This window comes from Lacihabitans lacunae (assembly GCF_042649125.1).
GTDB lineage: Bacteria > Bacteroidota > Bacteroidia > Cytophagales > Spirosomataceae > Leadbetterella > Leadbetterella lacunae.
The window spans coordinates 4361255-4374298 of sequence record NZ_JBHRYQ010000001.1 but is presented as its reverse complement, the minus strand read 5'-3'; the positions used below and the strand labels follow the sequence as shown (position 1 = coordinate 4374298).

Here is a 13044-nt window from a genome sequence, read left to right as displayed (position 1 = left end):
TTCTATATTTTTTTTCGAAATAAATCTAACGATTAAATATCATTTTAAATTCAAATTACTTCTGAATATTCTTTCAGAAGGTCACCGCAAACTTCATCAAGTGTTTGATTTAGTGGTCTAAATTCGAAATTAAAATATTTTTCTGCCTTTTGGTTTTTGTATAAAATTTGAGTCTGAGCTGTTTTGGCGGTTTCCTTTGTAATTAATGGATTAGTCCCAAAAACAAAAGAACGCAAAGCTTCTATTCGCCAAAGAATGGCGATGCTCCTCGGCCCCAAAAGCTTATTCGGAGGATTTTTGTGAAACCGTTTTGCTATTTCTTTAAAAAAATCTGCATACTTAATATTACCACCCGATACCACAAATCGCTGACCGTAAACCTCCTCACCTAAAGACAAAGCAGCTAAAGCTGCCACATCTTTTACGTCTACGTAATTTATATAACCAGGTGTATAAAAAGGCTTTTGATCAAATACATACTTAAACAACCTAGTGCTACTTTTGGTCCAATCTCCTGCACCGAGCACTATCGATGGATTTAAAACTACAACCTTTAAGCCTTCTGCTTCGCCTCTCCAAACCTCACATTCAGCCAAGTATTTGGTTTTGGCGTAGTGCGAGTTCAGGTCCGAATCTTCCCATTTTTGATTTTCTGAAATCTCGATAGCTTTATTGCCTTCCGATTGGTGAGCGGTTGGTCTACCCAAAGAGGCTATTGAACTAATAAATATCAATTTAGAAACACCTTGAATCAAACATAAATTAACCACATTGGCAGTGCCCTCTATGTTAACTTTATACATATCTGCTCTATCTTTTGGAGCAAACGATACTATGGCCGCTGTATGAATTACAGTATCAATGTTTTCTAATGCCTTTTCTAATGAAAGAACATCGAGGATGTCACCTTTGACTATTTCTATCTCATCCAAGATCTCAGATAACGCACTAAGATCCGAAGTTTCTCTTACGAGTGCCCGAACTTTAAAACCCTTGGCTAGCAATGTTTTTCCTATTTCGGCTCCAACCAAACCTGTAATACCTGTAACTAAGACCTTCATTTTGGCTTTTTTTTAACAAAAGTAAGGTTTAAAGTAATTCTTTTTAATTGAAATTGAAGAATTAAACAAACAAGTCTTATTTTCGTGCTATTAATTTTAACACAAAATAACACCTTACTTTTTACATGTTTAAAAAAGTAATACTTTTTGTAGCCATTTTTTGTTTTGGAGCTCTCGCAGGATATTTCTTTCATGAAAATGAAACCGAAGGCGTTTCTCCAAAAACTAACTCCATAAACTCCCAAGATGTCTTTCCAAAAGACATTCACAACTCGGATATTACGGGCCGCCAAGAAGTCATACCTGCAGAGGCTATTGAAATGTACGCATATGTAATAAAGAATCAGTCTGCCCCTGACGGATATGTAGGAGGCAGAAAATTCAATAATTTTGAAAAACTTCTCCCAATAAAAAATTCAAATGGAAAAAATATTTCATATCAAGAATGGGATATTTATCCGAAAATAAAAGGTAAAAACAGAGGAGCAAGACGAATAGTCACAGACAATTATAATAATGGGTACTATACGCCTGACCATTATCAATCATTTATTAAAATAAAACCATCAAAAAAATAATTTTTTAACAAAGCAATGAAAAATCTCTTGATTTGTGAGCCGAAAGAAATTCACAAAGATTTTGTAGTCATCACTATTGATTCTAAAAAAGTAACCTCTCTTCGAGAATTTTACGAAACTCTAGCTACTTCACTCTATTTTCCAGATTATTTTGGATTTAATATGGACTCACTCGATGAGCTCCTAAATGATTTATCTTGGTTGGAAGATGAAAAAATTGCGGTTTATTTTACAAACACTAAAAGTTTCCTAATTAACGAAAGAAGCGAAGACAAAATCTTGAGTTTGTTAGACATGCTTGATGCCATAAGCGAAGACTGGAAATGGATGGAGCCTGACGAAGACCTCGGCCCAGATGACGACGACTACATTCCTAAAAAAGAATTGTTGTTTTGTTTTGAAGACAGCGACGAAATGGCAGATTTACTAAACAAACTGTAAACTTTTACGTTTTATACGTTAGGCAAACAGTTTAAAAACAATTGACCTTTTGGGTCTAAAAAAAACGAAATGAAATCATATTTCCTTCAGGTAAAAGAAGTTATCCAAGAAACGCCTGATACGATAACTATACAGTTTTGGCACCCTATAAACGAGCAAGTAAAATACAAAGCTGGCCAGTTTATCACCATTACGGTACCTGATAAAGACAAAAAGAAAATAAAAAGAAGCTACTCGATGTGTAGCTCTCCTAGTTTTGATACGGCCGTGGCTGTTTCTGTGAAACGGGTAAAAGACGGCATAGTATCAAATTACCTGAACGACCATGTAAAAATTGGTGATTTCCTAGAAGTGGTAGAACCTATGGGGACCTTCTTTTTTGAACCTTCGGAAACACCCACTGACCGAAACGTGGTGTTGGTTGGTGCTGGTAGCGGCATTACACCTCTAATGTCGATCGCCAAAACCGCACTAAAAAGTGAGCCTAACACCAAGGTTTTCTTGTTATATGGCAACAAGGATGAAGAAAATATCATTTTTAATAAGCAACTAAGGCAACTGTGTGATACGTACCCAGAGAGATTTGAAATAGTACATGTCCTAAGTAAGGCTAACGATAATTGGCTCGGACTTAAAGGTAGAATAAGCCAAGCTAGTGCTACAATGGTTTTTAAAGACTGGGGAGTGGATTTCCAAAAAGACCTTTTCTACATGTGTGGACCAGAAGGCCTTATGCAAGAAGTAAACAAAACTTTAGAACTATTTAATACTCCTTCAGAAAATATTCACTCTGAAAAATTTCATGCTACCTCAATATTGGATGAGCTTAACGAAGCGGAAGCAAGTGAGTTAAAAATCCAAATAGTGAAAGTTATATACGATGGTGAAACACATGATATAGAAGTAGCCCCTCACCAAACGATTTTAGAGGCCGCATTAGAAAAAGACATTGACTTGCCATACTCGTGTCAAGCCGGTATGTGTACGGCTTGTATGGGAAAATGCACTTCAGGTAAAGTATTGATGGACGAAGAAGACGGATTAACCGAAAGTGAAATAAAAGAAGGATACATACTCACATGTGTGGCTCACCCTATGTCAGAAGGTGTGGTACTTGAGATAGAGTAATTGGCGTTTTATTTAGATACAAAAAAGCTCACTTTTGAATATTCGAAGTGAGCTTTTTTTTGCTTTATACGCAAGTAAAAATATGTGACCTATTTTCTTTAAATAAACAGAAGATTGAGTGACCATTATTTCTTAGCAAAGTCAAAATATAAAATTACAGTGATTTGAAAAAAAACCTTTACCCATTTTTATTTCTAGGCCTTCCGCTAATGCCTTTCCCTCATACAAACTTTTGCAAACACACCCAAAAACAGGATGTTGTTAAAGCAGTTAGAAAGATTAAAGATGAGTTAGGGAGTTTTCAGTTTGATTCAGTAATTTTTAAAAAGAAGATTACTTTTTTAGGATAATAAGAAAGTAACCCAACAAAAAGTAAGAAAAAGGCCTCAAAAGGGCCTTTTTTTATACATAAACCAAAGATGACAATTGGTTTTTATCAAACATATCATTTGCCAAATCCATAAGTACAGTTTGGTCAATCTTATCGATATCATCAAATATTTGGGTAAGGCTCTCCACTTTTTCTAAATCCAAAAGACTCTTGGCCATCATTAACATATAGCCCTGCTTGCCTTCTTCGGCCATAGCCAACTGCCCTTTTAGCTGATCTTTTAAGGTCTTTAATTGCACAAGGCCCAAAGGTTTTTGCATTAACTGCTCCATTTCCTTGTTAACAAGACGCATGGCCTTATTTAGATTTTGGGGATCTGTGCCAAAGAAAATTCCGAAAAAGCCTGTATCCATAAAACTAGAATAAGAAGCCTCTATTTGGTAAACTAAACCGTATTTTTCACGAAGGCTTAGGTTAAACCGCGAGTTCATACCTGGGCCACCTAAGAGATTTACCAAAGCGAAAAATGGGAGCCTATTTTTATCATGAATAGCATATGAAGGCCTACCAATGGCCACATGGGCCTGATTGTTTTTCTTATCTATTTTGTGGTTTGTAGAAACATATTCTGTGGGCGAAAGCCTAGTTTTAACTCTACGTTTCACCGGAATGTCACTCAATAACTTCTCCGACACTTTTATAACCTTTTTGAAATCTAGGTTTCCAACGATAGACAAAACAATTTTTTCGGTATCTAAATTTTCGTCAATAAAATCTATAAGGTCTTGACGTTTAAAACGCTGCACACTTTCTTGCGTTCCCAAAATATTGACTCCTAGCTGATGATTCGGGAAAATTAAGGAATCAAATTCATCCTGAATGGCGTCTTCTGGCGAATCTAAATACATAGACATTTCCTCTAAAATCACACCTCTTTCTACTTCAAGCTGTTTTTCAGGAAAAATACTATTAAATGTGATGTCAGTTAAAAGCTCAACCGATTTCTCAAAATATGAGTCTAAAACAGAAGCATAAAAACAGATTTTTTCTTTAGTAGTATAGGCATTTAGCTCACCACCTACTGCTTCTAGGCTATTGATAATGTGATATGACTTCCTTTTCTTGGTGCCTTTAAAAGCCATATGTTCCCAAAAATGGGCAAGGCCAGCTTGATGTGGAAGCTCATCACGACTCCCGATATCCAACATTATTCCACAATGAACAATTTTGGTATTATATACTTGCTTATATGCTACTCTGATTCCATTTGGAAGAGTATGAAGCTGAAATTCAGTCATTTTAAAATTTAAAATCCAAAAAAATAATTTGCAAAGTTACGCTAATTACATTTAATAGACACATAACCCAATAAAAATACTCTTTGTTCCTAAAAGGAAACAATACCAAATCAATTATTATATTTCATTTAGAGCTCTTTGTACTAATTTGTCAGTTTATATTATCTTTGAACAAACTAAAACAAGGCATATTTTATGAAAATTATAGCGGAAAGTGGATCTACAAAAACTGATTGGCGGTGTATAGGCGAGACTTCCAAAAGTTTTAACACCGTTGGGTTAAATCCATATTTCGTTAGCTCAGATGAGGTATATATGGCCATCAAAGATTCGTTTGCTAGCTTAGGAAATGAAGAAATAACCGAGGTTCATTTTTATGGAACAGGAATAACTGACGAAAGCAAAGCCGACATAATAAAAAATGGAATTCGTAAAGTTCTTAAAAACAGGACTGAAATATTTACCTATAGCGACATAATTGCTTCTGCAAGAGCCCTGTTTGGCAACTATGAGGGCCTGGCGTGTATTTTAGGCACAGGCTCAAACAGCTGCTATTGGGATGGGCAAATGAATTCTTTTCAAATACCCCCTCTGGGCTTTTGGCTTGGCGACGAAGGCAGTGGCGGCCACTTAGGTAAAACACTTATTTTAGATTATTTACACAAAAATTTAAGTGAAGAGTTAAACGCAAAATTTATATCAAAATACGGTACAATAGACCGCCTAGAAATATTGAACCAAGCGTATTCACAGCCAAAGCCTAATAAATATTTTGCTTCGTTTGCTCCTTTTTTGTTAGAAAACAAAGAAGACTATCAATGCCAAAAACTTATAATTCAGTCTTTTGACGAGTTTTTTGCCAAATATGTTTTAAAATACCCGAACCAAAGCCCCATCGGTTTTGTGGGTTCTATTGCTCACCATTTTGGAGATATATTAACCCAAGTGGCGGCGAGTCATAATCTAATTATTAGCAAAATAGTGGAGAAACCTATTGACGCCTTGGTTGAATTTCATCAAGAATAGCGGTCGTTTCGCCAGGGATATGCCGTGTTAGAATAACCTCTTTCTTCCCAAAATCCTTTTTTATTGGTATTGAGAAATTCAATTCTCTTTATCCATTTAGAACCTTTCCATGCGTAAAGCTGTGGAGTGACCATACGTACAGGTCCGCCATGTTCTAGTTCTAAAGGAGCATCATAAACCGTATGTGCCAAAAGCACATCAGACTTTAAGGCTTCTTCGATAGAAAGATTAGTGGTGTAAGTATCATAGCCATAACACATCACATGCGTAGCTGTAGCCTTGGGCATAGCCAATGCGGCTAAATCAGCAAAACTTACCCCTTTCCAAGGCATATCCAATTTTGACCAAGTGGTTACGCAATGAAAATCACTTATATCTTCGGTTTGTGGCATATTCATAAACTCTTCCCAGTTTAAAATCACGGGATTTTCTACTTCACCGTCAATTTTTAATCGCCAGTTTTGTAGTTCAATTTTAGGATGATATCCCAAATCTAAAACAGGCCATTTCTCTGTCAAAGTTTGACCAATGGGCGTTTGGGGCATTCCATGTCTGTTAATTGGGCCTTTGCCCAAAGGCTTCTCGTCCGAAACAGAAGGTGATGCTTCCATTTTGGATTCAAATCTCGCCTTCAGCTTCATTCTAGCTTCTATAATCCTATCAAGTTTATTGTTTTCTTCTTCCATAATTGTTTTTCAACTGAGCATATATACGAATATAACACTAATCATATTAAATATGTTGCCTTAGTATTTTTTGAAGTTTTGGAATCAATATATATGAATATATGTTCATATATTAAACCAACATAAAACTTACTATTTGAGCCATAAAAGCTTAAATTTGAGCAACAATAGAAATTAAATAAAAATGGGTGAATTATCAGCGGCATTAAAAATGAAATGCCCTCGTTGTGGAAAAGGTGAGTTGTTTGAAAACACTGGGATTTTGCCTAAAAAAGGATGGTTTGGAATGAATACCAACTGTTCGGAGTGTGGCTTGAAATATGAAAAGGAACTCGGTTTTTTTTATGGTGCTATGTATATTTCTTATATGCTAAATATTGCACTTTTTGTAACCGTAACTGTGGGATATTACTTATTTTTCGAAGACTCCGTGGACTGGCGAGGATATATAATTTCTTACGTAATATTAACTCTGATACTCACCAAATGGATTTATAGAATGTCTCGCTCACTTTGGTTGATGATTATGATAAAGTATGAACCAGAAAAAAAAGAATTAACAAAATAAATAAACAAATAAAAGAATGACGGGAAGTTTTGAAGAACTAATAAACTCCGAAAAGCCTGTATTAATAGATTTTTCGGCAGAATGGTGCGGACCTTGTAAAGCCTTGGCTCCAATCTTAAAGCAATTGGCAAATGACATGGGTGATGTAATAAAAATTATCAAAATAGACATCGATAAAAACCCAGCTTTGCAGAGGAAGTATAACATTTCTGGAGTACCTACGATGATGGTTTTCCAAAAAGGACAGCAAAAGTGGCGACAAAGTGGCGTACTGCAACTAAGCCAGCTTAAGCAGGTGATGAATGGATTTTTATAATGAATATCTTAAAGCCCGAGAAATCGGGCTTTTTTTTAGTTACATCCCTCAATTTTCGTCAAAAACACAGCCCCATTATCTACCAAAAAACCGGGTAATAATAAAATATAATTCCCTGCAGAATACGTAACATTTGAAGCTCCTGAAATTTGGTTTTCAGCACTTATACTCACTGAGGCATCTTTGCTTATTACTCCAGAATTAAAAACATTTGAACTTATATTAGAAATCAAAAGATTTTCGGGACATTTTATTACAACCAACTCATTAGAATTGACCCTGTTGCCAGCATCATCTAAAGCTTGAACTATCACTTTATTTATTCCAACCGGCATATTTTGAAACTGATAAGTTAACGAAGAAACCACCTGTACTAAAACCCCATTTAAAAACACTTCATATTCAATATTACTATCAATTAAATCAGTGGCTTCATTCCACGTAATATCTAAATTTCCTTGCGAAAATTGCCCGTTTAAAAACATACCAAAACTAGGTGCTTCATAATCTGAGCTTGGACAATTATTGAAAAGCCTGGTATTTGCCCAGTCGCCGTGATCGCCACAGTTTGAGCCATTTGCTTGATCTACTTCAAGTTTTAGCTCAGTGGCTCCAGCTAACGGTAAATTAATTGACTGTGTTGCAGAAACAGGGAAAACGCTACCACTATTAAAGGATTCTATCCCATCTAAATAAACTTTAAAAATCACTTCTCCACAACTGTAATCGTTAACCTCGTCATCTATCCCTACATCGGCTCCAAAATGTGTAAAATTCAAACCAGAAATATCAAATTTCAATTCAGAAGGAGCATGTACCCCAAATCCATTGGTATATGTTACGCCATTTAAAGTAAGTGTACCACCATCACCATTGCCATCATTACCATTGCTTTTATTTTTTTCAAAAGGGCCAAAGCCGTTAGTCCATGTTTGAGGCACCAATTCCGATAGCGTAAAACTCGAAATACAAGAGGATGCAATTGGAGTGAAAAGCAATTGAGGAGAAACAGTTGGATTGCCAGCAAAATCTCTCGCTATTATCTGAACTTTTTGACTTTTACCAAATAAACTTGTCGTACTAGTGTAATGATGAAGATCCATATCTTTTGAAAAGAATCCTAAAGATTGGCCATTCACAAAAATTTGAATATTTTTAATATTGTAATTATCAGTAATACTTGACCATAAAATATCAAATCCATCAGATGTAATATTTTGGACTTTCAAATTAAACTGGGAAGGGGGAACAATATCTTCTGAATTACAATTAGGAAAAAGGTCTTTAATATAGCTTGTGCTTAAACCATCAGAATCAAAAACAGTAAACTTAAAACGATAAAAATAGACATTATTATCACAAGGCACAGCATCTAAAATAAAACTTGTAGAAAGACTTTGGCTTGAAAACTCAGGATGAAAATGTTGATTATGATGCAATTCTACTTCCCACGAATAGGTTAAATTAGAATTACTTTCCTCTAAGTCTGAAACTATAGCACTTAGGTTTTGGACAACTCCGCCTGTTCTATTAAATGAAAATAGAGAATCAAGGTTAGTTGACAATATTTTTGGTGGCGTATTGTTTAAAAAAATCTTTAAAGTCTTAACACTAGTCAAGCCTCCATCGTCTGTTACTGTAAGAGTTACGATATAATTTGAAACTTGATTATTTGGTGAATTAAATTGATGACTTATGTTTACGCCCGCACCAACATTCCCATCACCAAAATCCCACGCATATGTTAATAATCCATTTTCAGGATCAGAGGAATTTGAAGCATCAAAAGTCACCGTTAATGGATTGTTTCCGAAATATTTATCTGTATTAAAATTCGCCACAGGAAATTGATTTCCTGAAGGAGTATACGCTATTTTGGCAATTTCTCCTGAAATTGAACTAAAATAGACTAAGCCATCATTTGGATTATATGCGAATGTAGTAAGTCCACCACAAGAGGAACAAAATGGAGAAATAGTAGTCGGATTATCCATGGCATCAAAACCAGCCACTTTAACCCATGAATCATTAAAGTCGGCAAAAAAGTATTTCCCTTGATATTCGGCCGGATATATGTTCCCTGAATAAATTAAGCCTCCGACTACACACCCACCTGTAAAATTTGGAGAAGAAAAACTTTCTGAACCGACTTCCAAAATATTATTATCTGAAACAACCCTAGCCGTGGAGCCCCCTCTGCCCCACTCTATGGCTGGTAGTATAAAACTTATAGGATCAAAAAGTTCATTGTAAAGATGCGAATGATCTATCCCTTCAAATCTGGGCCAGCCAAAGTTTTGCCCCGCTGTTTTAATAATATTTATTTCTTCTTTTGTGTCTTGCCCCACGTCTCCGGCGAAAACAACTCCGGGATTTCCAGCCTCCATATTATGAACACCTGAATTTTGCTTCACAAAAAACTTAAATGAATTCCTTAATCCCTTAGCCCAAACGCGACTTTCGGCCGATCGAGGAGCACTTGGGTTATAATATGGATTCGACGCTAGGCCATTTCCAGTTTCGGGATCTAAACGTAATAACTTTCCAGCATGAGAGTTCTGTAATTGGCATCTCCATAACCTCTTGGCATCATATTCTTCCTGACTTAATATACCGAGTGCAAAGGCTTCATCTTCATAGTCTGCCCCTGCCGCACCATCGCCAAAAGTTGCTAAAAGTGACCCATCTTCTCCGAATTTCAAGTCGCCACCAGCATGCCAAATACCTGTCAATGGCATTCCTGTTTGTGCAGTTTCTCCCAATAAAACTAACCTTGAATTTGGCACCAACTCACTAAAGTTCATATTTGGATTTAAAGTAAACCTTGTAATTCGTGCAATAGTAGCCCCTTGCTCACTTACATATGGATTATAGTTTTCTGTACCAAAATTGAATAAATAATATGGATCAACTACATAGGAAAGATAAACCTTACCGTTTGTAAGGAATTCTGGATCTAAAACAAATCCCATAAGGCCGTAGTCGCCATAAGTAACCACCTCTTCCTCAATATCTATTACTAAAGTTTTTACATTGTTTTCGACTTTAAAAACTTTGCCTGTTCTCTCCCAAACAAACATTCTGCCATCATTATCAAAAGTTAAACCCATAGGACCATCAAAATTCCCAACAGAAACTTTAGAAAAACCCGCAGGGAACTGGGCGAATGTAGAAATACTCAAAACGATTGATATTACACCAATCATTAGAATGGACCCTTTTTTCATTTATTTAGAACAATTTTGTCACAAATTTAAGTATGTTTCAACAAAATTATTCTCAAGTATTTAGTTATTTATTATTTGGGAAATTAATACCCCTAAACTTACAAACTTAGCTTTTAGATATTAAACTATGATTTTGTCTGAAATTTATTAAAAAATTATATTTGGTTTAAATACTAAATAAAAACGAACCTTTATTTTCGAAAAACTTTAATTTAAAATATTTTAAAGCTCATTTTGAAACAAAAAAATTTAAATAATATATTTTTCTAAAAATAGTGCAGCGATTCTTCATACTAATCCTTCGAAAAGACAAAATTCTAACAAAAAGCCTAACCTATTAAAAATTTTACGATTTAGACTATACACAGAATTATATTCTGCAATATAATCAAAATTATACTTTCAGTACATTATAATATAAATTTAATACAATTTTTTGGACTATAATTTGTACCTTTGCAACAAGAAACAAAAGATAATTCTTAAAACGAAAATACAATGTCAAGAAAAAGTATATTAAAATATTTATTACCTGCTGCACTATTTGGCACTTTTATGGGGGTAATATTTTTGGGAAGCATGGCGATTGGCCCAAGACCTGCGAAAAAACAAATGGTTATTTGTTACAAATTCAATGATGGACTTAGCGAAACCGCTAAGAATCAACATTTGAATAACTTTAAATCTCTAAAGAAACAAAGTCCCGAAATTTTAAACTACTCAGGTGGCTTCACATCGGATGTAAACGAAAATTATGATGTAATGCATTACTTAACTTTTACAACTGAAGAAGAGATAACGAAATTTAAAGAAAGTGATGCTTTTAAATCTTTTAACCAAGATCAAAAAGATGTGGTTAAAAACGAATTGGTTATTCTTGCTGAAATAAAGTAAAGCAAACATACTAATCATAAAAAAAGCGGCTTAAGCCGCTTTTTTTATGTCCTTCTTAATCTGAAAACCTTAAGAATGAATGGCTCTATTATCAGTAGCTGCCAAGCATGCTTCTTTCATTGCTTCCAAATAAGTAGGGTGAGCATGTGATATTCTTGAGATATCTTCTGCAGATGCTCTGAACTCCATAGCTGTAACTGCCTCCCCTATCATATCGGCAGCTCTAGCACCTATCATATGAACCCCTAATATCTCGTCTGTAGCTTTGTCAGAGAGTACTTTAACCAAACCGTCTGTGTCTCCACTAGCAGTTGCTCTACCCAAAGCTTTGAATGGGAAACTACCCGATTTGTATGCAACACCTGCTGCTTTTAATTCTTCTTCAGTTTTACCTACTGCGGCTACTTCTGGCCATGTGTAAACTACCCCTGGTATGAGGTTATAGTTAATATGCGGTTTTTGACCTGCAATAGTTTCTGCCACAAAAACACCTTCTTCCTCCGCTTTGTGTGCAAGCATAGCACCTCTGATCACATCGCCTATGGCATAAATGCCAGGTATGTTTGTCTGAAGAGTGTGCTCATCGACCAAAACTTTTCCTCTTTCGGTAGCTACTCCAACAGCTTCAAGGTTAAGGTTATCTACATATGGTCTTCTTCCAATACTAACCAAACAATAATCTCCTTTAATTTCAACTGGCTTGCCGTCTTTGTCTTCCGCCGTTACTTTTACTTCTTTTCCTAAGTTTTCAATTAATGAGACTTTGGTATTGAAATGAAAATCTGCTCCTAATTTTTTAATTGACTTCAAAAGTTCTTTCCCCATGGTTTTGTCCATAGTCGGAATCATGCCATCGGCAAACTCTACAAACGTAACTTTAGAACCCAAACGAGCATAAACTGACCCTAACTCAGCACCTATTACTCCTGCACCAATCACAATTAGGTGTTTTGGCAACTCTGGCAATTTCAACGCTTCTGTAGAAGTTATAATTCGCTCTCCATCAAAATTCATAAATGGAAGGATCGTTGGCTTAGAACCTGTAGCTATGATGATATTTTTACTTGTAATAGAAACATCCGAACCATCTTCTTTCTTAACAGATACTGTATTTTTATCTACAAATGAGCCAAATCCATTCACAACATCGATTTTGTTTTTTTTCATTAAAAAATTAATCCCGTCGTTCATTTTTTTAACTACACCTGCTTTTCTATCTATCATCTTTTGTAGGTCAGCCTTTACTTTTCCTGTAGCTATACCGTGCTCTTCAAAATGGTGTGTGGCATTATAATAATGCTCCGAAGAATCTAAAAGAGCCTTTGAAGGAATACAACCTACGTTTAGACATGTTCCTCCTAGTGCATTGTATTTTTCTACAAGTGCGGTTTTCATACCTAATTGCGAACACCTAATGGCTGAAACATACCCTCCTGGACCTGAACCTATCACTATTACATCGTATTGCATAATATTATTTTTTTTCGATT

General features: G+C 35.4%; 13 protein-coding genes. 8 read left to right on the top strand and 5 right to left on the bottom strand.

Going from position 1 to position 13044, the window contains the following annotated elements:
* Positions 1-50: 50 nt before the first annotated feature.
* The gene (locus ACFOOI_RS18725) at positions 51-1061 is read right to left on the bottom strand and encodes an SDR family NAD(P)-dependent oxidoreductase (RefSeq protein WP_379839595.1); all 1011 of its coding nucleotides are present in this window, start codon (positions 1059-1061) and stop codon (positions 51-53) included.
* A gap of 125 nt (positions 1062-1186) precedes the next feature.
* Between ACFOOI_RS18725 and ACFOOI_RS18720 the strand changes: the two genes are divergently transcribed.
* From ACFOOI_RS18720 to ACFOOI_RS18705, 4 genes are all read left to right on the top strand, one after another.
* Positions 1187-1639, top strand: a complete 453-nt coding sequence (locus tag ACFOOI_RS18720) for a ribonuclease domain-containing protein (RefSeq protein ID WP_379839594.1) — start codon at positions 1187-1189, stop codon at positions 1637-1639.
* 15 nt (positions 1640-1654) lie between these two features.
* The gene (locus ACFOOI_RS18715) at positions 1655-2080 is read left to right on the top strand and encodes a barstar family protein (RefSeq protein WP_379839593.1); all 426 of its coding nucleotides are present in this window, start codon (positions 1655-1657) and stop codon (positions 2078-2080) included.
* Between the two features lie 69 nt (positions 2081-2149).
* Positions 2150-3208, top strand: a complete 1059-nt coding sequence (locus tag ACFOOI_RS18710) for a 2Fe-2S iron-sulfur cluster-binding protein (RefSeq protein WP_379839592.1) — start codon at positions 2150-2152, stop codon at positions 3206-3208.
* A 164-nt stretch (positions 3209-3372) separates the two neighbouring features.
* Positions 3373-3558 carry a hypothetical protein gene (locus ACFOOI_RS18705; protein ID WP_379839591.1) on the top strand — a complete coding sequence of 62 codons (186 nt, stop codon included), beginning with the start codon at positions 3373-3375 and terminating at the stop codon, positions 3556-3558.
* 52 nt (positions 3559-3610) lie between these two features.
* Here ACFOOI_RS18705 and ACFOOI_RS18700 read toward each other — a convergent pair whose 3' ends face one another.
* The gene (locus ACFOOI_RS18700) at positions 3611-4837 is read right to left on the bottom strand and encodes a M16 family metallopeptidase (RefSeq protein ID WP_379839590.1); all 1227 of its coding nucleotides are present in this window, start codon (positions 4835-4837) and stop codon (positions 3611-3613) included.
* Between the two features lie 195 nt (positions 4838-5032).
* Here ACFOOI_RS18700 and ACFOOI_RS18695 point away from each other — a divergent pair, with 195 nt between their 5' ends.
* Positions 5033-5863 carry an N-acetylglucosamine kinase gene (locus tag ACFOOI_RS18695; protein ID WP_379839589.1) on the top strand — a complete coding sequence of 277 codons (831 nt, stop codon included), beginning with the start codon at positions 5033-5035 and terminating at the stop codon, positions 5861-5863.
* Here ACFOOI_RS18695 and ACFOOI_RS18690 read toward each other — a convergent pair.
* Positions 5854-6549, bottom strand: a complete 696-nt coding sequence (locus tag ACFOOI_RS18690) for a molybdopterin-dependent oxidoreductase (RefSeq protein WP_379839588.1) — start codon at positions 6547-6549, stop codon at positions 5854-5856. The two genes, ACFOOI_RS18695 and ACFOOI_RS18690, sit on opposite strands and share 10 nt — an antisense overlap.
* Before the next feature lie 184 nt (positions 6550-6733).
* On the opposite strand from ACFOOI_RS18690, the gene ACFOOI_RS18685 reads away from it, so the two are divergent.
* Together ACFOOI_RS18685 and trxA are read left to right on the top strand one after the other, a co-directional pair.
* A complete protein-coding gene (locus ACFOOI_RS18685) occupies positions 6734-7117 on the top strand; it encodes a DUF983 domain-containing protein (protein ID WP_379839587.1) in 384 nt (127 codons plus the stop codon).
* A gap of 16 nt (positions 7118-7133) precedes the next feature.
* A complete protein-coding gene (trxA, locus tag ACFOOI_RS18680; protein WP_379839586.1) occupies positions 7134-7433 on the top strand; it encodes a thioredoxin in 300 nt (99 codons plus the stop codon).
* A gap of 35 nt (positions 7434-7468) precedes the next feature.
* Here trxA and ACFOOI_RS18675 read toward each other — a convergent pair whose 3' ends face one another.
* Entirely contained in the window at positions 7469-10660 is a 3192-nt protein-coding gene (locus ACFOOI_RS18675) for an NPCBM/NEW2 domain-containing protein (protein ID WP_379839585.1), read from the bottom strand.
* Positions 10661-11158: 498 nt separating this feature from the next.
* Here ACFOOI_RS18675 and ACFOOI_RS18670 point away from each other — a divergent pair, with 498 nt between their 5' ends.
* Complete coding sequence (locus ACFOOI_RS18670; protein WP_379839584.1) at positions 11159-11554, top strand: Dabb family protein; 396 nt, start codon at positions 11159-11161, stop codon at positions 11552-11554.
* A 69-nt stretch (positions 11555-11623) separates the two neighbouring features.
* Here the strand turns inward: ACFOOI_RS18670 and lpdA are convergent, their stop codons facing one another.
* Positions 11624-13024, bottom strand: coding sequence for a dihydrolipoyl dehydrogenase (gene lpdA, locus ACFOOI_RS18665; protein WP_379839583.1), 1401 nt, complete (start codon positions 13022-13024; stop codon positions 11624-11626).
* Positions 13025-13044: the final 20 nt, after the last annotated feature.

Bases quoted from the DNA above. Each gene is read 5' to 3' on its own strand.
- ACFOOI_RS18715 (WP_379839593.1), top strand. From the start codon at position 1,655: ATGAAAAATCTCTTGATTTGTGAGCCGAAAGAAATTCACAAAGATTTT.
- ACFOOI_RS18670 (WP_379839584.1), top strand. From the start codon at position 11,159: ATGTCAAGAAAAAGTATATTAAAATATTTATTACCTGCTGCACTATTT.
- ACFOOI_RS18700 (WP_379839590.1), bottom strand. From the start codon at position 4,837: ATGACTGAATTTCAGCTTCATACTCTTCCAAATGGAATCAGAGTAGCA.
- ACFOOI_RS18675 (WP_379839585.1), bottom strand. From the start codon at position 10,660: ATGAAAAAAGGGTCCATTCTAATGATTGGTGTAATATCAATCGTTTTG.
- trxA (WP_379839586.1), top strand. From the start codon at position 7,134: ATGACGGGAAGTTTTGAAGAACTAATAAACTCCGAAAAGCCTGTATTA.
- ACFOOI_RS18720 (WP_379839594.1), top strand. From the start codon at position 1,187: ATGTTTAAAAAAGTAATACTTTTTGTAGCCATTTTTTGTTTTGGAGCT.
- ACFOOI_RS18710 (WP_379839592.1), top strand. From the start codon at position 2,150: ATGAAATCATATTTCCTTCAGGTAAAAGAAGTTATCCAAGAAACGCCT.
- lpdA (WP_379839583.1), bottom strand. From the start codon at position 13,024: ATGCAATACGATGTAATAGTGATAGGTTCAGGTCCAGGAGGGTATGTT.
- ACFOOI_RS18685 (WP_379839587.1), top strand. From the start codon at position 6,734: ATGGGTGAATTATCAGCGGCATTAAAAATGAAATGCCCTCGTTGTGGA.
- ACFOOI_RS18690 (WP_379839588.1), bottom strand. From the start codon at position 6,549: ATGGAAGAAGAAAACAATAAACTTGATAGGATTATAGAAGCTAGAATG.
- ACFOOI_RS18695 (WP_379839589.1), top strand. From the start codon at position 5,033: ATGAAAATTATAGCGGAAAGTGGATCTACAAAAACTGATTGGCGGTGT.
- ACFOOI_RS18725 (WP_379839595.1), bottom strand. From the start codon at position 1,061: ATGAAGGTCTTAGTTACAGGTATTACAGGTTTGGTTGGAGCCGAAATA.